At 50.6% G+C, this 20,294-nt stretch carries 23 protein-coding genes and 1 riboswitch; of the genes, 1 reads left to right on the plus strand and 22 read right to left on the minus strand.

All coding sequences use genetic code 11. The features are described from left to right. Positions 1-220: hypothetical protein (locus ACESLK_RS22645; protein ID WP_373231983.1), on the plus strand; the 220-nt coding region annotated here is incomplete at its 5' end. A 136-nt stretch (positions 221-356) separates the two neighbouring features. Here the strand turns inward: ACESLK_RS22645 and ACESLK_RS22650 are convergent. The 22 genes from ACESLK_RS22650 to urtA all read right to left on the minus strand — a co-directional run bounded on the left by ACESLK_RS22650 (position 357) and on the right by urtA (position 20,128). Next, entirely contained in the window at positions 357-809 is a 453-nt protein-coding gene (locus ACESLK_RS22650; RefSeq protein WP_373231984.1) for a S1 domain-containing RNA-binding protein, read from the minus strand. Between the two features lie 113 nt (positions 810-922). Further along, positions 923-1,243, minus strand: a complete 321-nt coding sequence (locus tag ACESLK_RS22655) for an FtsB family cell division protein (protein WP_373231985.1) — start codon at positions 1,241-1,243, stop codon at positions 923-925. Between the two features lie 139 nt (positions 1,244-1,382). Then, complete coding sequence (gene yabQ, locus ACESLK_RS22660) at positions 1,383-1,976, minus strand: spore cortex biosynthesis protein YabQ (protein WP_373231986.1); 594 nt, start codon at positions 1,974-1,976, stop codon at positions 1,383-1,385. Beyond that, positions 1,973-2,254 carry a sporulation protein YabP gene (gene yabP, locus ACESLK_RS22665; RefSeq protein ID WP_373231987.1) on the minus strand — a complete coding sequence of 94 codons (282 nt, stop codon included), beginning with the start codon at positions 2,252-2,254 and terminating at the stop codon, positions 1,973-1,975. Before yabP ends, yabQ begins: the two co-directional genes overlap by 4 nt. Positions 2,255-2,365: 111 nt before the next feature. Then, positions 2,366-3,430: a lactonase family protein gene (locus tag ACESLK_RS22670; RefSeq protein WP_373231988.1), complete on the minus strand. Its 1,065-nt coding sequence runs from the start codon at positions 3,428-3,430 to the stop codon at positions 2,366-2,368. 70 nt (positions 3,431-3,500) lie between these two features. Then, positions 3,501-3,779: an RNA-binding S4 domain-containing protein gene (locus ACESLK_RS22675; RefSeq protein WP_373231989.1), complete on the minus strand. Its 279-nt coding sequence runs from the start codon at positions 3,777-3,779 to the stop codon at positions 3,501-3,503. Positions 3,780-3,782: 3 nt separating this feature from the next. After that, positions 3,783-4,055, minus strand: coding sequence for an HU family DNA-binding protein (locus tag ACESLK_RS22680; RefSeq protein WP_373231990.1), 273 nt, complete (start codon positions 4,053-4,055; stop codon positions 3,783-3,785). Positions 4,056-4,241: 186 nt separating this feature from the next. Then, positions 4,242-5,732 (minus strand): bifunctional methyltransferase/pyrophosphohydrolase YabN, encoded by a 1,491-nt coding sequence (gene yabN, locus ACESLK_RS22685; protein ID WP_373231991.1) that lies wholly within the window; start codon positions 5,730-5,732, stop codon positions 4,242-4,244. Positions 5,733-5,756: 24 nt separating this feature from the next. Continuing rightward, a complete protein-coding gene (locus ACESLK_RS22690) occupies positions 5,757-7,451 on the minus strand; it encodes a putative polysaccharide biosynthesis protein (RefSeq protein WP_373231992.1) in 1,695 nt (564 codons plus the stop codon). Between the two features lie 149 nt (positions 7,452-7,600). Next, positions 7,601-8,143: a stage V sporulation protein T gene (spoVT, locus tag ACESLK_RS22695; RefSeq protein ID WP_373231993.1), complete on the minus strand. Its 543-nt coding sequence runs from the start codon at positions 8,141-8,143 to the stop codon at positions 7,601-7,603. Positions 8,144-8,372: 229 nt separating this feature from the next. After that, the gene (gene cbiQ, locus ACESLK_RS22700) at positions 8,373-10,025 is read right to left on the minus strand and encodes a cobalt ECF transporter T component CbiQ (protein ID WP_373231994.1); all 1,653 of its coding nucleotides are present in this window, start codon (positions 10,023-10,025) and stop codon (positions 8,373-8,375) included. Further along, on the minus strand, positions 9,994-10,341 hold the full coding sequence (locus ACESLK_RS22705; protein ID WP_373231995.1) for a PDGLE domain-containing protein: 348 nt from the start codon (positions 10,339-10,341) through the stop codon (positions 9,994-9,996). Before ACESLK_RS22705 ends, cbiQ begins: the two co-directional genes overlap by 32 nt. Beyond that, a complete protein-coding gene (locus ACESLK_RS22710; protein ID WP_373231996.1) occupies positions 10,338-10,985 on the minus strand; it encodes an energy-coupling factor ABC transporter permease in 648 nt (215 codons plus the stop codon). Before ACESLK_RS22710 ends, ACESLK_RS22705 begins: the two co-directional genes overlap by 4 nt. A 3-nt stretch (positions 10,986-10,988) precedes the next feature. Further along, on the minus strand, positions 10,989-12,137 hold the full coding sequence (locus ACESLK_RS22715) for an agmatinase family protein (protein ID WP_373231997.1): 1,149 nt from the start codon (positions 12,135-12,137) through the stop codon (positions 10,989-10,991). Positions 12,138-12,160: 23 nt separating this feature from the next. After that, complete coding sequence (locus ACESLK_RS22720) at positions 12,161-12,970, minus strand: ABC transporter ATP-binding protein (protein WP_373231998.1); 810 nt, start codon at positions 12,968-12,970, stop codon at positions 12,161-12,163. A 24-nt stretch (positions 12,971-12,994) separates the two neighbouring features. Then, a complete protein-coding gene (locus tag ACESLK_RS22725) occupies positions 12,995-13,870 on the minus strand; it encodes an ABC transporter permease (RefSeq protein ID WP_373231999.1) in 876 nt (291 codons plus the stop codon). 6 nt (positions 13,871-13,876) lie between these two features. Continuing rightward, complete coding sequence (locus ACESLK_RS22730) at positions 13,877-14,899, minus strand: ABC transporter substrate-binding protein (RefSeq protein WP_373232000.1); 1,023 nt, start codon at positions 14,897-14,899, stop codon at positions 13,877-13,879. Positions 14,900-15,052: 153 nt separating this feature from the next. Beyond that, a riboswitch (guanidine-I (ykkC/yxkD leader) is annotated at positions 15,053-15,178 on the minus strand. Between the two features lie 101 nt (positions 15,179-15,279). Next, complete coding sequence (gene urtE, locus ACESLK_RS22735) at positions 15,280-15,987, minus strand: urea ABC transporter ATP-binding subunit UrtE (protein WP_373232001.1); 708 nt, start codon at positions 15,985-15,987, stop codon at positions 15,280-15,282. Then, the gene (urtD, locus tag ACESLK_RS22740) at positions 15,965-16,753 is read right to left on the minus strand and encodes an urea ABC transporter ATP-binding protein UrtD (protein ID WP_373232002.1); all 789 of its coding nucleotides are present in this window, start codon (positions 16,751-16,753) and stop codon (positions 15,965-15,967) included. The genes urtE and urtD overlap by 23 nt, the downstream gene beginning before the upstream one ends. Continuing rightward, the gene (gene urtC / locus ACESLK_RS22745; RefSeq protein ID WP_373232003.1) at positions 16,704-17,807 is read right to left on the minus strand and encodes an urea ABC transporter permease subunit UrtC; all 1,104 of its coding nucleotides are present in this window, start codon (positions 17,805-17,807) and stop codon (positions 16,704-16,706) included. The genes urtD and urtC overlap by 50 nt, the downstream gene beginning before the upstream one ends. A 31-nt stretch (positions 17,808-17,838) precedes the next feature. After that, positions 17,839-18,744, minus strand: a complete 906-nt coding sequence (gene urtB / locus ACESLK_RS22750; protein ID WP_373232004.1) for an urea ABC transporter permease subunit UrtB — start codon at positions 18,742-18,744, stop codon at positions 17,839-17,841. Between the two features lie 97 nt (positions 18,745-18,841). Next, on the minus strand, positions 18,842-20,128 hold the full coding sequence (gene urtA / locus ACESLK_RS22755) for an urea ABC transporter substrate-binding protein (RefSeq protein ID WP_373232005.1): 1,287 nt from the start codon (positions 20,126-20,128) through the stop codon (positions 18,842-18,844). Positions 20,129-20,294: the final 166 nt, after the last annotated feature.

Raw genomic sequence — 20,294 nt, forward strand, 5'->3', positions numbered from 1 at the left:
TGTAGTTTGCAGTATGCAAACTGCACGGCGGGTTATGGCGGGTTGGGGGACTGTAGTTTGCAGTATGCAAACTGCACGGCGGGTTATGGCGGGTTTGGGGGCTGTAGTTTGCAGTATGCAAACTGCACGGCGGATTATGGCGGGTTGGAGGGCTGTAGTTTGCAGTATGCAAACTGCAAGCCGGGTTATGGCGGGGGACTTCGTCATCAAATACAAGTAGTTACTTTTGGTGCTCGATGTGAGGCTCTAGGTACACATGGACACATCTCATCTACAGACTGCGATAAATCATATCATCCTAAACAGAACAAAACCGGACCAAGGGTCCGGTTCCAAATACATGAAACACTTATATCTTACGAGCGACGTCCGCCACGACCGCCTCGTTTGGATTCGGTGCTCTTCTTAAGATTAGAAATGCGTTCTTCGCTATCCTTGAGGAAGCGAGATAATTTATCGTCAAAAGAGGGTGATCTACCAGCACCGCCGCCCTGTTTATTGAATGGACGACCGCCGCCACGCTCACGTGGTCCACGTTGTTGCGGTTGTTGTGCTTGTACTTGCTCCGGCGGTTTATCTACAGCTTGACGAATGGACAGACCAATCTTACCGTCTTTATCCACATTAATAACCTTGACCGTAACCATGTCATTAATTTTCAGATGTTCATGAACATCCTTTACGTAGCTGTCAGCAATCTCGGAAATGTGAACAAGTCCTGTAACTCCACCCGTAAGATCTACAAATGCTCCGAAATGTGTAATACCGGTAACTTTTCCCTCTAATTTCGTGCCCACTTCGATGGTCATAAAAACCGATGTTCCTCCCTGAACCTAAATGTGCCCGAACTACATAAGTTCGGCTATGCCGATTATACCGACAAATGAAAGCAAGGTCAACCGACGTTCAACTAGAAAACGGCTTATGGATCATTTTTTTCAATAGTAATCGGGATCTCCCCGGGAAAACCAAGTCCTTGTTCTTTACGCGCGATTTGGCTGATGTATTCTGGATCATTCAACCGGGCAATCTCCTGCTGGAGGATCTGGCTCTTCGTCTCGGCATCGGTAAGCTTCTTTTTGGATTCCTGCAATTGACCAGAACGATCGCTTATCTGCAAATGTTGAGTGAAAAGAATATATACTGCCCAGCACATGAATAGAACAATGACAACCAGTAATAGCTTCAATCTTCTGCGTGCTCCTGTAATTGCAGGGGTCGCAGATAATGTACCAGAAGACATTCCGATGCCTCCTTTCTTATGTAACTAGGTCGTTTCCCCTTGTTACAAACGAAGGGACGAAATTATTATAGCATAATATGGATTGTTGAAAATATCCTTCTTACGATGCAATTGTCATAAAAATGTTGTCGAACCATTATTAAGGCTTTTTTTTCAATAAATCCCGGATTTGTCGCCAACGCTCCTGAAGGTGTTTAAAGAAACGAGTAATCGGCTCAAAGGTGCGCCGAATGGGTAGAAGCTTAGGCCACAGCCACCTCCCAAACGCAGATAACGGTCTAAGCAACAGCTTCCCTAGCCAAAGCAATAGAGCCGCAGTAATGATAAACAAGATATCAATCAGCTTGGCCAACAATCTGACAATCCAAAAAAATGGAGTCAGTAACATTGTATTAACCATCTTCCAGAGAAATTGAAACAGAGATTTTATAATATCTATGATTATTCCCGAAAGCTTGACCACTAAGTTACTAAACAGACCGAAATAACCCGTAACACCGATTCCAAGTCCCAAAAAAACATACAGCCGTACCTCGCCCTGATTGCTTCCAAGCAAAATGCTGAATACCCCGAGCGTAGCTGCTGCCCAATAAACTACGTCCAATGCAGGAAGCAGCCATCTGGCAACATGGAATCGGTGAGAAGCGACACGATAGACGTCAAAGACGATCCCCATGGCTAGTCCACACATCAACATAGACGCGATCGTCATCCATTGTGCCGCTGCGTTCACTTGAACATCTTCCCGAACAAGCCTTTCGACTTGGCCCCGGTATTCCCATCCAGATAAACGAGAGAGTGAATTGTCCCTTCAATCGAAACAAGCCCCTGCTCTAAGCTCAGGTTTTTCATATGAAGGTTTTGGCCTCGCACAGTTAGAAATCCGCATTCTGTTTCCAGTAGAAATTCCTCATTATCGAAACTATCCACGTTGCTGACTCCGGAGATATCCAATGTTTTGCGATTAAGCATCCGGATTTCCTGGTGCTTAGCGCCCTTCACGTGTTCCATGGCACGTCCCCCCTTACCTTTAAGACTAGCCTATGGACTAGAGGGACGAAATAGAACTTTCAAAGCATGGCAGTCGGGGATTTGACTTGCGCAGCAGTGAAAACCTTGCCATTAGCGGATATGTACACACACAGGTTTACTGATCAATAATTCTACACTGGCATAAATCGGGAGACCCGACTTGGGCTCAATGCTGAACAGCACAACAGAGTCCGATTGCTGATTCGCAGCCACAAGCCACCCGCCATCGGGTGTAATCGAGAAATTCCTTGGACTTTTCCCTCTAGTGGATACGAAACCCGCACCTTCAAGCTCACCCGAGGCTTCATTCAGCTTCATGACGGCAAGGCTGTCGTGACCCCGATTTGAAGCATATAGATAACGACCATCTGGAGATATAACCAGCTCTGCGCATGTGTTCTCGCCAGTGAAGGTGTCAGGAAGTGTCGTTAGACTCTCTTGCTTCTCAAGTACACCCGGCTGCTCATAAGTGAATCGGGTAACCGTACAATCCAGCTCATTCACGACATAAGCGGTTCTGCCGGATGGATGAAACTTGAAATGCCGAGGCCCAGCGCCGGGCGGCAAGCTTACTGCATCGTGCCCAACCCATTGCTGTTCCGAATCGAGCGTATATACCATAATTTTATCTAAACCCAGATCAGGCACGAACAAAAATTGGCCGTCGAGACTGAATACCGCGGAGTGCGGATGAGCCATCTCTTGTCTGTCTGTGTTAGGACCGGATCCAGTGTGACGGAAGCGCACACTTGCCGGCCCGGGAATTCCATTCTCAGATACGGGATATAAAGTGACGGAAGGGCCCATGTAATTCGATACGGCTATGTACTTCTCGGCACCATCCAGCATGACATAACAAGGGGCACCGCCTAAGGTTTGATGCGAGGAAGCTTCACGCAAGGTTTCCGAGGAATCCCCAGGCAGCTCGAAGGTCACAAGTTCGCCCGTCGGGTTGCCATCGGTTTCTAGAACTTCGCTAACAACATGCATATAGCGGCCTTTGGAGTCCGTAGTCAGAAAGGAAGGATTATCGATTCCGCTATATTCGGACACTTTGGTGAGCTTGCCCGCTTGCGTATCAAGCTGCAGCTTCGTTATACCTACTTCATTTCGCTTCGCATATGCACCGATCCAGATGTCGAATAGATGAGTCATTCCTTGAACCTCCTTGAATCTAAAAAACCCCACTCTATGGCGGGGTTGAATTTCACTACCTTGAGCTTGCTCACAAGAACAAATCGTCCTCTTTCTTGCGGGCTTCTTCCTTCAAAATGGTGTAAAGCCCTTGGATGTCCTCTTTGCGATTGGAATCCGTCAACCGTTCAACCTGTACGGTTAATGTTCGCTGTCCGAATTGTATGTCCAGCACATCCCCAATCTTGATTTCGCTGCTGGGCTTTGCCTCTTTACCGTTGAGAAGGACGCGTCCTTGATCGGACACGTCCTTCGCGACGGTGCGGCGCTTAATGAGCCGCGACACCTTCAGAAATTTGTCCAGACGCATGAATTACTTTACAGCGTCTTTCAATTTGTTGCCGGCTTTGAAAGCAGGTACTTTGGAAGCCGGGATCGTGATGGCGTTACCTGTTTGCGGGTTGCGGCCTACGCGGCCCGAGCGGCTGCGAGTTTCGAATGTGCCAAAGCCGATTAGTTGTACTTTGTCTCCGCTAGCAAGAGCGTCAGTTACTTCGCCCAAGAAGCCATTCAATACGGATTCTACGTCTTTCTTCGTCAAGCCGCTTTTTTCTGCGATGTTGTTGATCAGATCGGTTTTGTTCATGGTACTAAATTCCTCCTAAGGGTCATAACCTAAATTTCGTTCCGCAAGGGTTGAAGCCGTTGGAAACGTTGGTTTTTTATACACGAAGTTTACTATTCTGCCCTTTGTTAAAAAAATCCTGCCAAATTAGAAAATATTTTCTCGAAATAGGTAGAAAGTTGGGGTTTTTCGGCGGAATATCGGTTTTTATGGCGCAATCGGCAGTTTTTTTGCTTCCTGCCACCAGAATTCCATCTCTGACAAGTCAGTTTGCTCAAAAGTACGGCCGTTTATACGCAGCTGCTCTTCAATGTAACGGAAGCGTTTTGCGAATTTGCGATTCGTTCCCGCGAGCGCCTCCTCAGGATCCGCCTTGAGGAACCTTGAGGCGTTAACGACGGCGAATAGCAGATCTCCGAGCTCATCCTGCTGGCGCTCCTGATCTTCATGGGCGACAGCATGGCGCAGCTCCTTAAGCTCTTCTTCGATTTTGTCGAATACTCCTTCCAAATCCGGCCAGTCAAAACCTACTCCCGCTGCTTTCTTCTGAACTTTATGGGCGCGAGGCAGCGAGGGAAGATCTTTGGGAATGCCATCGAGAATGGATTGACGCTCGGGGACGCCCTTGCGCTTCTTCTCTTCCGCTTTCATTTGCTCCCAATTCTTCAAAGCTTCTTCCGCATCCCGGGCATTCTCCCCGCCGAATACATGAGGATGCCGGAAAATCAGCTTATCGTTGAGCTCCGCCAGCACATCGTAGACGTCGAAGGCGCCCGTCTCCTCTTCCATCTGGCTATGCAGAAGTACCTGAAGGATCACATCGCCGAATTCTTCCTTCATGCTGTCAGGATCATCGAGATCAATCGCTTCGATCGCCTCGAACGTCTCCTCGATGAAGTTCTTGCGGATAGACTGATGGGTCTGCTCTTGGTCCCAAGGACAGCCATTCGGGCTGCGAAGAACAGAAACGATCTCGTGCAGCCTTTCGAAGGAGCGGCGCCGAAGCTGGTCATCCGTGCTTGCGGGTATGTAAACGAGCGTAAGGTTTCCGTAGGCATCTAAGCGGTCCAGTTCATGAAGCGGCACCTGTTGGATATTCTCAAGCCCTGGCACTCCCAACGCTTGGCCCACGGTAACCGGGTGATCGTCCGGATAGACGCTCATTAGCGTCAGCTTCACCTCGGATGCGGTAAAGGCATCGTAGACTTGTCCGATGACGGTATGTAACCGAGGACGCAGATGCTCTCGCATTAAATCCCCCGCATCCAGAAGCTGGAACCCTTCGATCGGATCAAAGCCTAGACGGGTGAAGGATTGATCCAGAAAGCTTTCTCCGCCAAGAAGAGTTACGGCTATTCCTTCCTCCGGAGTGCGCTGACGAAGTAATTGTACGGTTCTTTCCGCGACCATCGGATGTCCTGGCACGGCATAAACAATGTTCTCGTCCGGATTTTTCTTTGCTGCTAAGATGAGCGCGCCGGTGATTGCCTCATAAACCTGCTCGAAGGAGTCGGATTGCTCATATATCGCGTCAAAAGCTTCGAAAGTAATGCTCCGCCGCTGCAAATCAGCAACCGCCGGATGATAGGCAGTGCGTACATAGCGATGGATGGATCGCTCCAATACCTTAAGCGTGCCTAGCGTTAATTGATCTTCTCCTCCGGAACCTAGTCCGAGGATCGTGATTGAGGGTGGCATATGATTACATCATCCTTCCCGGGATTATGAGACTTTATGGTTTCGATGTGCTGCCGAATGCAAACGGGTTAGCCAGCGTTCGATGCGGCTGCCGGATAAACCCGGCAGCTCGCGCCACTCCTGCGGAGCGATGGCGCCCAAGGCGACAAGCGCCGCTGCAAAGACGATGGCACCGACCATGACGCCGGGCAGGGCGACAAGGAGGGCCTGCAGGCGCTCGGGCAGGGCGGCGGTCAGCGCGCCCAGACCTAGCGCCAGTAAAGCGACCGCTGCCGCCATGGCGGCCAGCGCAGCGGCAGAGCGCCACGCGATGGCTAGTCGCGGGGCTGGCAGTTGGACGCGCTGGCGCAAGGACAGCGCGTTAAGCACGGCCGCGGCGGCGAAGGCCGCGGCCATGGCGGCGGCGGCGCCGACTATGCCGTACGCGGGCACCAGCACCGCGTTGAGCGTGAGCTTTAGCAGCGCAGCGGCGGCGAGGTTGACGGCGGGCGACCTCAGGTCGCCCATGCCCTGCAGCAACGCCGCGCTCACGGCTTGCAGCGTGCCGCCTGCTGCGGCAAGGGCAATGATAGCCATGGCGGCGGTACCGCTCCCGTTGGCGAATAACGCTATGTTGATCGGCGAGGCAAGCAGCGCCAATCCTACCGCAGCCGCCCCGCCGATCCACCACGCAAGGCGCATGGCGAACCGTGCGCGCGAGGTGAAGGCCGCCTCATCGCCGCGAGCCCGGGCCGCCGTTAGCGCAGGCACAAGCACTGCTGCCGCACCCGCCGCACCCATGATAACGAGCTGAAGCAGGGCAACGCCCCGATTGTATATACCGAACTGGGACAGAGATAAAGCTGTATCCATATCGTCTTGCTGCAGGAGCCGAGGAATAGAGAAAGCGTCAATCAACCCGAGCAAGGGAGCAACTATCGAAGCGATGGCAATCGGAAAGGCAACGGTGATTATCCGTTTCAGCAATGACCTTCGACTTTCAGGAAGCTTAACTAGCCGAATAGGCGAAGTCGCAGCGCCGAAGGTTTTTCTTGTACCGGCGGCCCGAATGAGAAAGGGCTTGTTACGCTTTCTGCCAGTGTAGCATAACATCGTAATTAGCCCTGCTATTGCACCAACCGCTAATCCACCGTGAACGGCAGCTGCCGTAGCCGACGGTGACCAAGCTTCTTGAATCGCCCAGAAAATCGCAATAAGCATAAAGGCGACGCGGGCGGTTTGCTCAATCAGCTGGGACAAAGCCGGGGGCTGCATTTGCATCCCGCCTTGACGGTAACCTCTTAACACCGCAGTCGCAGGGGCAACGAGCAGTGCTAACGATGACATTCGAATCGCTGGAGCCGCGGACTCCAAGCCAAGCAAATTAGCAAACCACTCTGCCCCAACCCATAAGATCACGAACATAAGAAGTCCACTCCAGCATAGGAGTCCTAACGACCAACGAACCACTCTTTGTGCACCAGACTCGTCACCGTTTGCAATCCTTTCTGCAACCAACACGCTAACGGCAACCGGAATCCCCGCGGATGCAAGCGTCAGCCACATGACGGATAGTGCGTACACAGCGCTATAAAGACCGAACACTTCATCTCCAGCCAGATTTTGCAATGGGATCTTCTGCATGGTTCCAATCAGCTTAGACAATAACGCCGCTCCCCCAAGCAGTGCCGCCCCTTGCCATAAAACCTTTTTCCCGATTTGATTCGACTCTTGTTCCATTCCCTTAATGCTCCCCATTTCGCCAGCTAGCTGAAACCCGCTCCATCTCTTGATGTTCTGATTATACCCTTTCTAATGCACGCAAAAAAGCTTCCCATGCGAACAGTCGTCCTTCGCTCGGGAAACTTCTCTGAGAGGTCTGTTTCAGCTTACTGCTCCATTTGTTTACCCAGAAAACCAGCAGCCGTTTCCACCATCTTGCTTTCCATATCCGCCATGGTTACCTGCTCGTCCTTACTGATCAAAACCACTGTACCAATAGGGTCTCCGCCAGTCACGATCGGTGCGGCAACGAAGGAGCTAAAGGTCTCATGAATATCGCGGAAAATCTCGTAAGTCCCCGAACCTGACTCCATAATGATTTTGCGATTGTCCATGCACGATTCCAATAAATTTCCAATTGCTTTGTCCTGATAATCTTTCTTGGAAGCCCCGGCAACAGCGATGAAGATATCACGATCAGAGATCATCGCAATGTGACCAGTGCTTTCAGATAAAGACTCGGCATATTCCTTGGCAAACTCACCTAACTCACCGATTGGAGAATATTTTTTAAGAATGACCTCCCCATCCCGATCCACGAAAATTTCCAGCGGATCTCCTTCCCGGATGCGGAGCGTTCGGCGAATTTCTTTCGGAATGACGACCCGTCCGAGGTCATCAATTCGGCGTACAATACCGGTTGCTTTCATAGCTGTGTTGCCCCACTTTCATTGGTGTATTAACGCTGCAGCTACCGGCGCAAATGACCTGCCGGTCTTTATGACGCACGTTAGAACAATCGGAAAAAGGTGACATTGAATCGTAAATGTAGTATTCAACCTCTCCCATTTTCTTATGCGTTCACCCAGCTACTTGTGGGAATATCCATTTCAATAAACCTCAAACTCGCAACCCGCCGTTGTTGTTCTACAACCCGCATTAGGGCCGTTTGCGCAATTTGATTCCATTAATTTCCTTTTTTGGTCCCACTTCCTTCAACGAGCTAATCGGCTCCGCAGCTGGAGCCGCGCTCTTCACCATCAGTTTCCAAATTATTTGCGCCGCCTGCCTTACTGTCCGCGGACGCTGATCTTCTGCTTCCCTAAGCAAGCGGAATGGACGCGCAAGCCGTGGCAGATGAAGCGAAGCCTGCTCCAGGAGCTCATCTTCGAACAATAGCTCGGTGGTGCCCGAGGCCAGCAGCTTGCCATCCTTGAGCAGCAGCACCCTGTCGGCCCACTCCGCCGCGAAATCAACGTCATGTGTCGCAACCATAATGGTCATTCCCATCAGATGCATGCTTTCCAGCAGCGCTTGAAGCTCATCGCGGCCTTTAGGATCCAAGAACGACATCGGTTCATCGAGAATAATAAATTCAGGCCTCATCGCAAGTACGCCCGCTATGGCAACACGTCGCTTCTGTCCATAGCTGAGCTCGAATGGGGACCGCCTTCTCATCTCCCTCATCCCGACACTGCCAAGCGCCGTTTCGACACGCTCCATCACTTCCTCTTCGCTGAGTCCAAGATTGCGGGGGCCGAAAGCCACATCTTCTTCAACAGATGTCGAGAAAATTTGGTCGTCTGGATCCTGATAGACGACTCCCACCCTTCGGCGAAGTCGATCTCCATTATCACGCTTCACGGCGTCTCCGAACAATCGGACTTCACCTGACTGTGAAAGCTCTAATCCATTCAGTAATGAGATGAGCGTCGATTTCCCCGCGCCGTTCGGCCCCATAAGGGCAACTTTGCATCCGACGGGAATGTCGAAGGACACTCCATTTAAAGCTTTAATATTCCCATAAGAAAAGGTCACTTCTCGAACCTGGACGGCAAGCCGCGATAAACCCGATCCAGCCCCCGGAACGGGAATGCTCGCCTCTGCAGCTTTCGATCCATTGTCAGAAATCAACGGTATCTCCCCCTCCAAGCCGCCTCTTGCCGACATCGCGATATAAATCCTTTGACTGCGCTGATAGGCCCGCAGGAACAACACTCCCACGAGTTGACCGAAGCGCCGGTAGGTCCTTGCACTCCATGCCCAGCCGTTAAGCTTCATGCCCCGAGCACGCTGCGCCCTGGACATGCTGACCGCTTCGTCCTTGATCAGAAAGAAATATCTCATCATCAGCATCATCAATTCCAATAAAATGGCCGGTACCCCAATAGAACGTAAGCTTCGGAGAAGAACAAACAGGGGGGTAACGGACAACAAATAGGTAAGTAATAAGTTGGCATTCACCAGTTTGAGCAAGATAACGCTTGCCCGCTGCACTCCTTCTTCCGTCGCCATGAAGCCTAGTAGCTGGAAGGCAGGAATTCCAGGTGTATGAAAAGGGATAAAAACAACCGCTCCTGCACCAAAGGGCAAGAGCAGCAGCATTCTTCCCAGTATGTTCTGAATCGGAATGCCGCACCAAAGCAGCACGAACAAGAACAACCCGGCCGCTGCGGATAGGACGGCGGGCTGCCATAGGATAACAACTGTGCACAAAAGGGCCAGAACCGTCCACAAACGATGGGACGGCTTGGCGATTAGAGGATTAACGCCTTCCGTCTCATGAAGGGTGATGATCGCTTTCCCCGACATTGTTGTCCTCCTCGCGGCGCGTCAGCGTCTTTGTCAATCCATACAAAACCAAGAACATCAAGGCAACCCCAACAATTCCCGCCAATCCAACCTTCAGAATCGGCACCTGAATGCCGGGCAGCTCATAGCCTTGAATCCATGCAATCCAGGAAGGTTCCTTAGCCTTATCGATAAAACCGTTATTTTCTGCCACCCTCTCCAGCCCATCGGGATGCGGGGAAGCGAAATAAGAGATCACTCCTGCTACAATTACGGTAAGAATAGCCATAATAAGCCATTTACGTTTATTGCTCGTTACAATCGGCGGTTTACTCATGACAAGTGTACCTCCTGTTGCGACCTCAGCCCATCCACAACATTGCGTTCCGTCAAATAAGCAACCACTAATGCAGTAATTAAGCCTTCGCCAACGCCGATGAGGCTATGCCACCCCGTCATCGCCTTAATTGCGATTCCTAGGGGGAACGTATTCGACCAAGCGAGCAGTAAAGCCACCCCGCAGGAGGCCGAGACGATAGAGCACCAACCAGCTAGAAACGTGGTGACTTTCATCGCGCGTCCTCGCAACAGGCTTAGCCCCAGACGATATACGCCATAACCCGCATATGATCCAATAACTCCGGTGCAGATAATGTTCGCCCCAAGAACCGTCAACCCGCCATCCTGGAAAACTAAAGCTTGGATAATAAGCACAGCGGACATAATGACAACTGCAACCGCCGGTCCGAACAGGATAGACGCCATCGTACCGCCGAGGAAATGTCCCGATGTCGCACCGGCAATCGGGAAATTAACCATCTGAGCAGCAAAAATAAAAGCACCTGTCAACGCAATCATGGGCACCTGCTTCCGAGACAGCGAGATCTTTGTTTTCCTAAGACTGTAGGCAACCGCACCAATCCCAAGCAACCCCGTGGTCACGCATGATTTGACGTCGAGAAATCCGTCCGGAATATGCATATATTACTTACCTCCGATTTTTCCGTTATCCACCATCGTCGCCAATACATCCAGAACGGCACGTGTCGCTAACAATGCTGTCGTATCACTGATGTCGTATGCAGGCGCAACCTCGACCACTTCCATGGCGGCAAGCCCTTCTTTGGCTACAAGATGCATGAGCTTCAATGCTTCTCGCGGCAGGAACCCGCCCGGCTCCGGCCAGCCGGTTCCCGGTACAAAGCCGCAGTCGATAGAATCGATATCAAAGCTTAAGTATACAGCCTTTGCACCCTTCCAGGCTACTTCTAATGCCATTTCAGCCACTTTCTCGATGCCCAGCGTTTCCACGTCATTGATAGTCATAATAGTCGTTCCGCGCTCGCGGCCGACCGTTACGCCGGCGCGCGGCACCTGCCAGCCCCCAATTCCGATCTGCACTAGGTTAACCGGAGGGGCGTTCTTGATATTGGTTGCATGGAACCATGGAGTCGTATGCATCCGCTCGTCCATATCCTTCTCTTGAATATCGATATGACGGTCCAAATGAATGATTCCGATGTTTCCTTCCACGTTCTCCGCGACCCCCCTTACGCAAGGGAATCCGATGGAATGATCTCCGCCCAGTATAATCGGCATCGTTCCTTTGCCCATGACATGGGAAACGGCTTTCGTAATTTGGTCAAAGCTTTTCTCGATGTTGGCAATGGTGAACACATCGCCAAGATCGCAGATTTTAAGCTGCTCCCGCAAATCCACGCCCATCTCATAATTATAAGTTTGATACAACGCCGATATGCGGCGAATCGCTTGCGGGCCGAACCGGGTTCCGGAACGGTAAGTGGTCCCGATATCGAAGGGAACTCCCATGACTGCGACATCGTATTCATCAACCTTATTTACGTCTTCAAGATACGGCATTTTCAGAAAGGTGTTGATTCCGGCGTAATGCGGCAGCTCCCCGCGGCTGAAGGTTGAGATAGTACGGTCTCCAATGCTATCGGCCGCCTCAAGGCCAAGCTTGAGATTACGCTGAATTTCTTCTTGCGCTCTCGTCTGCGGCAGCGTGCCTTCCTTAACGGCGGCTTGAATGCCGTGCAAATCTTCTTTATTAAAGCTAGCCTCATTCTGAATGCGGCGATAGTTCTGTCCATGGTTATCAAAGAATCCCATAATCGATAGTCCTCCAATATGCGTTAATTGTTGTCACGATGTTTAAGCAGAGCGGCAAGCTCCCGCTTTAGCTTCAGAAACTCGGGGTGCTCGCGAACCTCCGGCGTCCTTTCCGCAGGCAGAGCGACAGAAAACTCCTTTAGAATGCGGCCTGGCCCTGCGGCCATGACGACAATTCGTTGGGACAGGAAAATCGCTTCGTCGATATCATGGGTAATGAACAGAACGGTCGTCTTCTCTTTCTCCATAACGTCTAGAAGGCATTCTTGCATTTCCAGCTTCGTCTGTGCGTCCAAAGCGCCGAAAGGCTCATCCATAAGCATCACTTTGGGCCCGTTAGCAAGGGCCCTTGCTATGGCTACCCGTTGTTTCATTCCTCCCGACAATTGTTTCGGAAACCGGTTCGCGAACGACTCCAATCTAGTGATGCGCAAATAATGATTGGAGATGGCCCGGCGTTCCAGAATCGATATCCCTTTGAGCTTCGGGCCATACTCGATATTCTGACGAACGGTCAACCATGGAAAAAGCGTATAGCCTTGAAACACCATGCCGCGATTGGCACCTGGACCCACGACATATTCGCCATCCAGCCCTATCTCTCCCTCATTGGCTTCTTCCAATCCGGCTACAATACGCAGCAACGTGGATTTCCCGCAGCCAGACGGACCTAGAATGGTGACAAATTCATTCGCGCCGATTTCCAGATCAATATCATCGAGCGCACGGAAGGTTGTTTTCCCTGACTGGTATGTTTTTCCGACACCTTGTATGGATATTGCGCCTAGACCGATATCTTTGACAGCTGCCGCCGCTTCCGCCGTTTCACTCATGATGTCGTCCTCCTTCAAATAATTTCACGCCCATGGGTACAGCCGGCGGTTCAGGAAGGCAAAGATACGGTCGCTTATTAATCCGAGCAATCCAATAACAATGATCCCGACAAAGATTTGTTCCGTATTCATAAACCGCTGGGCTTTCATGATGGCGTAACCGAGACCGGTGTTGGCAGCGACCAGCTCGGCGACAACCAGATAAGTCCATGCCCAGCCCAGAATCAGCCTTAACGTATTGAGCAATCTCGGCTGCACGGCCGGAATGATGACAGTTTCGATCGCTTGCCAACGGCTCGCCCCCAGAGTGAAAGAAGCTTGGACCAGATCCTTAGAGACGAGGCGCGTATCGGAGGCGACCATTAACACTAGCTGGAAAAAACATCCAATGAAGATAAGCAGGATTTTGGCCCATTCCCCGATTCCCGCCCATACCATGATGAGCGGGATGAAAGCCACCGCTGGCATATAACGGATGAACTCCATCGGCGGTTCAACTAGCGCTTCCCCATAACGATAAGTTCCTGCGAACAAACCGATCGGGATGGCAACCAAGCAGGCGAGTGTAAATCCGGCAGAGACCCGGAAGACGCTAATGCCGATATGATGCCAGTAGATACTTGATCCGAGCTGATTGAATAAGCTGACCAACACTTTGTCCGGCGTAGGCAGGAAAATCGGATTAACGAACTCCCCATAGCTGAGCACGGACCAGAAAGCTAGCAGAATGAGAAAGGAAAAAGCTGCGGTCATCCCGAAACCGCGCTTCGGGATGTCCTCAAAGATTTGCATGGCATGCCGTTTTCTTCTCTTCGAGCCGGACGATGGAGGAACCAGAAGGCCTGGGTCCTTGAGAGCGATACCCGGCTGTCCCCCTGACGATTCAATCGGCTTACTCATGAGCGATCACTCCCCGGCTGCTTTTTGTACGAACTTCGGCTCCAATAAAGCGTCGACATCGGGAATTTCGCTAATCATTTCAAGCTTCTTGAGGAACTCGGCTGTTTTCTTACCCGTAAAGGAAAGCGAGGTGTATTCATCCCGTTGGCCAAAAGCAACAACGTTGTCCTCGCGAGTGAAAAGCTTAATGCTATCCAACCCTAGCTTGAAGTCTTCCGGAGTCGTCTCGGCTTTCTTCGCCATCAATTCAATGGATTCCGTCTCATTCTCCTTGAAATAATCCAATGCATCGAACCAAGCATCTATGATTTTCTGTACATCTTCAGGACGGTCTTCTATGACGCTCTCTTTAAAAACGAGTAAATCCGGAATGAGTCCCGGCGTTTCTTTCGAGGAAAAAAGAATTTTGCCATTACCCTCTTTGACAGCCTTCGTCTGGAACGGCTCCCACAGGACGGAAGCATCCGTGTTGCCCGCAATGAACGCTGGACCAGCGTCATTAACCGTCATGTTCGTATAGTTGATATCGTCCTCAGACATACCGTTCTGCTCCAAAGCGGTCAGCAGAAGCAGATGATCGACCGTTCCTAGCTCCGTTGCGACTGTCTTGCCCTTCAAGTCCTTTACGGATGTGATGTCAGGCTTGCTGACAATCGCATCTCCGCCATCGGAATTGTCATTGACAAGAACAGCTTTTAATTTGATTCCTTTGGAAGCGGGAGGAAGCGAATCGGAGAGCGTCTGACTGTTGGCATCGACTTTACCCGTAGCCAGCGCTTGTAAGGAATCACTGTAAACCGGGAACCATTCCAGCTTGACGTTTACTCTGTGTTTCTCGAAGAACCCCTTTTCCTCGACCAGGAACCAGAAGAACCAGCCCGGCCATGGGCTAAGCGCAATGGTAATCGGCTCGTCCGAACTCCCGGAGCTTTCTTTTTTGCCGCAAGCGGACAAAACACAAACAAACAGCAGTACAACGGACAAAGCGATGAACAGCGCGTTACGCGAACGTCTCCAACCTTGCTTCATGACTCTCCCACTCCTTTGTTTTTAACTCTTTAACAAGTAAAACGGCTTCGCCGTCCTTGGGACGGCAGTAGACGTTTGTATCAGACGATTCAGAGAAGGATAAACCTTAACCTATCCTACCTGTATCGTTAAACAGAAAAAGCCTGAGAGAGGGTCTCCCAGGCTTTTATCCTTCCGTGTGATATGGCGGAGGTCGTCGATTTCCAACTCCCTGCCTGCCATACGCCGTCTCTCGGACCAGCTTGACCTTCGGCCAACGGAACCCTAGACGACTTTCGTTCCCCAAATGCAGAACGTCTATGCAATTGTCACCTTTGTTTACATTGTACCAACACAATTGTAAAATCGTCAATGTTTATGTTAGGTATTATTACATATTATTATATCGTTAAATGCTTCATTATCGCAGGATCATCCAAATCCTCTCGTCCACCTTGCCACACAATAGAGCCTTTCTCCATGATATAGAAGCGGTCCCCAACACTTCGAACAAAATCAAGACTCTGCTCTACCAAGAGAATTGCCGTCTTCCCTTCATTGCGTATTGAACGGATAACATCCTGTATGTCATCTACAATCGACGGCTGAATGCCTTCCGTTGGCTCGTCGAGCACCAGTAATTCCGGTTCGGAAATAAGTGCACGCGCAAACGCAAGCTGCTGCTGCTGCCCGCCGCTTAAGTCTCCTCCACGCCTCTTGTACATCGTCGGCAGCACAGGGAATTTTTCGATGGCTTCAGGAGGAATCTCCCGACTTTTTCGCTTGGCAGAATCACGAACAGCCTCTAGGCCTAATCGCAAATTCTCATATACTGACAGCTGAGAGAATATCTCACGCCCTTGCGGAACATAACCAATACCTTTCTTAGCTCTTTCTCCAGGCGCACGCTTCGTCACATCAGTCCCCTTAAAGGTTATTGAGCCGCTGCGCGCTTTAAGCAGCCCCATAATGCTTTTCACTAATGTCGTCTTCCCTACGCCGTTGCGCCCCATGAGACAGACAACCTGACCTGGCTCCACCGCCAAAGAAACATCACGCAATATGACACTCTCACCGTAACCCGCTTCAAGCTGGTGAACTGATAACATCGTAATCCCGCCTTTTCTTGCCTAGGTAGACTTCCGCCACGCGATCGTCTCTTTGCACTTCGTCCATGGAGCCTTCCTTCAGCAATCGACCCTCGTGCATGACGGTTACCTTGCTTGCGAAATTACGGACAAACTCCATATCATGCTCTACGACAACAACGGTCCGCTTTTGGACAATCTGCTGCAGCAGCTCGCCGGTTTTATCGGTTTCCTTATCAGTCATACCTGCCACAGGCTCATCAAGAAGCAAGATCTCAGGCTCCTGCAGCAGCATCATTCCGATTTCCAGCCACTGCTTTTCCCCATGGGACAGAAGTCCAGCACGAAGCATTCTTTTATCCCCAAGCCCGATAAGCTCAAGCTCAGCGTCGATTCTTTGAACATCTGTCTTGGTCATAGATGCGCGCAAGGTTGCCCATACGCCGCGGTTCTGCGACATGGCAATCTCCAAATTCTCCTCAACGCTGAGACCCGCGAAGATCGAGGGTGTCTGGAACTTGCGCCCGATACCGAGCTGTGCAATCTCATGCTCCTTACGTCGCGTAACGTCAATAGTGCCCTTCTGGCCATAGAACGAAACCGTACCCGCAGCAGGCTTAACCTTGCCGCAAATGGCATCAAGCATCGTTGTCTTCCCCGCTCCGTTAGGCCCGATCAGAAACCGCAGCTCACCCGCGGCCAACTCTAAGCTCATGTCCGAAACCGCCTTGAAGCCATCAAACGATACCGTTACCTTTTGGCATGACAGAATTGAGGTTGATGTCATCTGAACTCCTCCTTCTAGCTAATGCTTGGCGCAGCTGTCGGATTAGACCGACAATTCCGCCGGGTAAGAACACCGTGACCACAATGAACAACGCACCGAGAAAGAACAGCCAGAAATCAGGATACGAGGCGCTAAGCTCACTTTTGGCTTGAGTCATAATAACGGCTCCAATAACAGCTCCAATTAAGGTTCCCCGACCGCCAATGGCGACAAGCAGCACCATCTCAATTGACGGTACGATCGCCATCATCGTTGGCGAAATGATCCCAACGTGAAGCACGAACAGCATTCCCGCAAGTCCCGCAAGCCCTGCGGATATGGCAAATACGGCCATTTGATACATAGCGGGATCGTAACCGAGAAACCGAGTTCTGTTCTCTCCGTCTCGAATGGCTCTTAACACCTTGCCGAACCGGCTTTTGACCAGAAATCTGCACAAAAGAAAAGCCGCTATAAGCGCGATAACCGTAGCCAAGTAAACCATTGTCTTACCGGTGTCGGATTTTAAGCTATAGCCAAAAAGCTTTGTATAACCCGTCAGTCCATTCGTCCCCCCGGTGTATGCTTGCTGCCCTACGAACAAAGTCACCGTAATGATAACGAGAGCTTGAGTCAGAATAGTGAAGTAAACGCCTCGAATCCGATTACGGAAGGTAAAGAAACCTAGCAACAGAGCCAAACACGCAGGAATGGCAATCCCCATCACTGCTGCGAAGGCAAAGCTCTTGAAGGGCTCCCAAAACCATGGAAGCTTCGTTAAGCCCATCCAATCCATGAAATCCGGAAGCCGCGAGCCCCCAGCCTCCAGCTTGAGATGCATCGCCATCGCGTAAGCGCCTAATCCGAAGAATACGCCATGACCCAAGCTCAAGATCCCCGTATAACCCCAGAGCAGATCCAAACCCAATGCGACTATAGCAAACGCAAGACATTTCGCCAGTAAATTCAGGCGGAAATCACTCAAGTACAGAGGCGCGGAGAACAAAACAGCCGCAGCCGCAGCGTAGCCGATTAACAGCCAGATACGGCGCGGAATAACGATAGTGGATAGCACCGCGATCACCTTCTTCCTTACGATAATCTGATTAATCGAGAGACCGGGTCCTCACCGCGAACATCCCCATCGGCTTCCACTGCAGGAAGGCGACGATGCACAGGAACACCAGCACTTTGCCAAGAGAGGCATCCGTCCACCATTCGAACAAGGTATTGAAAACCCCAATACCAAGAGCCCCAACAACCGTACCCACCAGCTTGCCAACACCGCCGAGTACCACAACCATGAAAGCATCAACAATGTAATAGGTTCCGATAGAGGGCCCGATAGGCCCGATCAACGTAAGCGCACAACCCGCAATACCGGCGATGCCGGAGCCAATCGCAAAGGTAAAAGCATCCACGCGTCTCGTCGAGATGCCGAGGCAGGCCGCCATGTCCCGGTTCTGCATGACTGCCCGCATCCGCCGCCCGGCGTTGCTCCGATAAATGTACAAATACATTGCAGTAAGACAAACAGCTACAAGAGCAATGATAAACAAACGCTTATAAGGAAGCACCACTCCCGAGAACAGCGTCAATCCTCCTTCTAACCAAGAAGGACTTGCCACTGCTACATTAGGCGCTCCGAAGATGGATCGCGCTAACTGCTGAAGCATGAGCCCGACTCCCCAGGTGGCAAGCAAGCTATCCAGAGGGCGCCCGTAAAGAAAACGAATAAGCGTTACTTCAAGTAAGTAGCCAATGGCAAATGCGATGATAAAGCTAATCAATATCGCTATAGGGAAGTAGGCGTCAAAAAAACTCTTAGGAAAAGCCGACTTGAAAACCTGCTGCGTCATATACGCTCCATAAGCGCCGATCATAATGAATTCTCCATGCGCCATGTTAATGACTTTCATTAACCCGAAGGTAATCGCGAGCCCAAGAGCGATAAGGAGTAGAATCGAACTAACGCTGAGCCCATTAAATAATTGCGATAACCATATTTCCATTGCGCTACCTCCTGATCCTATTGCCATAAGGGTATAAGCGAGGGGAAGCCCCGGTTTTCACCGAACACTTCCCCCAGCTCATGCAATGACTAATCTGCTATTTGTCGCTCAGGCCTTTAGCCCAATCATAGGTGGTAAGATATGGATCCGGTTTTACAGGTCCGCCGGAATTCCATAATTCGATGATTTGGCCGTCTTCTTTGATTTCACCAATTCGAACGGTTTTGTAAATGTGCTGATTCTCGCCATCGATCGTAACTTTTCCTTCAGGAGCATTGAACTCAATGCCTTTGGCGGCTTCCTTCACCTTATCAACCTCAAAGGAGCCTGCTTTCTCAGCAGCGGCAGCCCATAAGTAAACTGCCACGTAACCCGCTTCCATCGGATCGCTTGTCACGCTGTCGGCGCCATACTCTTTCTTGAAGTTCTCAACAAACACTTTATTCTCCGGCGTATCTGTCGTTTGGTAATAATCCCAAGCTACCAGGTGACCGGTTAAGTACTCAGGTCCGATTCCTTTTACTTCCTCTTCCGCAACAGAGACGGATATCGTCATCAGGTCAGCAGCGGTAATGCCAGCGTCCTTCAATTGCTTGAAGAAGGCCACGTTGCTATCGCCGTTGAGCGTGTTATACACAACATCCGGCTTTGCTTCTTTGATTTTCGCAATAATCGTCGTGTAATCGGTGTGTCCAAGCGGAGTGTACTCTTCTGCTACCGTCTCTCCACCTTTGGCAGCTAATTGCGCCTTGATGATTTTATTGGCGGTACGCGGGAATACATAATCAGATCCGAGCAGGAACACCTTTTTCTTGCCCTTCTCGAGAAGGAAGTCTACAGAAGGAATAATTTGTTGGTTAGTAGTCGCGCCTGTGTAGAAAATGTTAGGGGATGATTCCAGTCCTTCATATTGAACCGGGTACCAAAGCAGTCCGTTCAATTCTTCGAATACAGGGAGCATCGCTTTTCGGCTCGAGGAAGTCCATCCTCCGAATACCGTTGCGACTTTATCTTCTGACAGAAGCTTACGAGCTTTCTCTGCGAATGTCGGCCAATCGGAGGCGCCATCCTCCACTACCGCTTCGATTTGTTTACCGAGCACGCCGCCCTTAGCATTAATTTCTTTAATAGCCATAAGTTCAGAGTTCTTGACCGTAACTTCACTGATTGACATTGTACCGCTAAGTGAATGAAGAATACCTACCTTGACTGTCTCTCCACTCGCAGCCATCGATGATGCAGGTGCTGATGAGGCCGCCTCTGAAGCTGGTGCGGATGAGGAAGCTGAGCTGCCACCTTCATTATTGTTGCTGCCGCATCCTGCCAACACCAAACTTGCAGTCATTGTGAGCACAAGTCCTTTTAACCAATTCCGCTTGCTCATTCTTCCACTCCCCAATCTTAGTATGTTTTTCTCTCTAAAAAACCGAACGTTAGGTTCTCTCCATAGCCAAACCGTTCGTAAACTCATTATATTGTTATGTAAGCTTTCGTGTCAATATAACTGACATAATAAACCTTTAATCTCTGTTTTTCATTAATTTTTTTGT

The sequence above is a fragment of the Cohnella sp. genome (assembly GCF_041640265.1).
GTDB lineage: Bacteria > Bacillota > Bacilli > Paenibacillales > Paenibacillaceae > Cohnella.

What these genes read in the sequence shown, in the direction of transcription:
- ACESLK_RS22650 (WP_373231984.1), bottom strand. Translation starts at nt 809, where the DNA reads ATGACCATCGAAGTGGGCACGAAATTAGAGGGAAAAGTTACCGGTATT.
- ACESLK_RS22655 (WP_373231985.1), bottom strand. Translation starts at nt 1,243, where the DNA reads ATGTCTTCTGGTACATTATCTGCGACCCCTGCAATTACAGGAGCACGC.
- yabP (WP_373231987.1), bottom strand. Translation starts at nt 2,254, where the DNA reads ATGGAACACGTGAAGGGCGCTAAGCACCAGGAAATCCGGATGCTTAAT.
- ACESLK_RS22670 (WP_373231988.1), bottom strand. Translation starts at nt 3,430, where the DNA reads ATGACTCATCTATTCGACATCTGGATCGGTGCATATGCGAAGCGAAAT.
- ACESLK_RS22675 (WP_373231989.1), bottom strand. Translation starts at nt 3,779, where the DNA reads ATGCGTCTGGACAAATTTCTGAAGGTGTCGCGGCTCATTAAGCGCCGC.
- ACESLK_RS22680 (WP_373231990.1), bottom strand. Translation starts at nt 4,055, where the DNA reads ATGAACAAAACCGATCTGATCAACAACATCGCAGAAAAAAGCGGCTTG.
- yabN (WP_373231991.1), bottom strand. Translation starts at nt 5,732, where the DNA reads ATGCCACCCTCAATCACGATCCTCGGACTAGGTTCCGGAGGAGAAGAT.
- ACESLK_RS22690 (WP_373231992.1), bottom strand. Translation starts at nt 7,451, where the DNA reads ATGGAACAAGAGTCGAATCAAATCGGGAAAAAGGTTTTATGGCAAGGG.
- spoVT (WP_373231993.1), bottom strand. Translation starts at nt 8,143, where the DNA reads ATGAAAGCAACCGGTATTGTACGCCGAATTGATGACCTCGGACGGGTC.
- cbiQ (WP_373231994.1), bottom strand. Translation starts at nt 10,025, where the DNA reads ATGTCGGGGAAAGCGATCATCACCCTTCATGAGACGGAAGGCGTTAAT.
- ACESLK_RS22705 (WP_373231995.1), bottom strand. Translation starts at nt 10,341, where the DNA reads ATGAGTAAACCGCCGATTGTAACGAGCAATAAACGTAAATGGCTTATT.
- ACESLK_RS22710 (WP_373231996.1), bottom strand. Translation starts at nt 10,985, where the DNA reads ATGCATATTCCGGACGGATTTCTCGACGTCAAATCATGCGTGACCACG.
- ACESLK_RS22715 (WP_373231997.1), bottom strand. Translation starts at nt 12,137, where the DNA reads ATGGGATTCTTTGATAACCATGGACAGAACTATCGCCGCATTCAGAAT.
- ACESLK_RS22720 (WP_373231998.1), bottom strand. Translation starts at nt 12,970, where the DNA reads ATGAGTGAAACGGCGGAAGCGGCGGCAGCTGTCAAAGATATCGGTCTA.
- ACESLK_RS22725 (WP_373231999.1), bottom strand. Translation starts at nt 13,870, where the DNA reads ATGAGTAAGCCGATTGAATCGTCAGGGGGACAGCCGGGTATCGCTCTC.
- ACESLK_RS22730 (WP_373232000.1), bottom strand. Translation starts at nt 14,899, where the DNA reads ATGAAGCAAGGTTGGAGACGTTCGCGTAACGCGCTGTTCATCGCTTTG.
- urtE (WP_373232001.1), bottom strand. Translation starts at nt 15,987, where the DNA reads ATGTTATCAGTTCACCAGCTTGAAGCGGGTTACGGTGAGAGTGTCATA.
- urtD (WP_373232002.1), bottom strand. Translation starts at nt 16,753, where the DNA reads ATGACATCAACCTCAATTCTGTCATGCCAAAAGGTAACGGTATCGTTT.
- urtB (WP_373232004.1), bottom strand. Translation starts at nt 18,744, where the DNA reads ATGGAAATATGGTTATCGCAATTATTTAATGGGCTCAGCGTTAGTTCG.
- urtA (WP_373232005.1), bottom strand. Translation starts at nt 20,128, where the DNA reads ATGAGCAAGCGGAATTGGTTAAAAGGACTTGTGCTCACAATGACTGCA.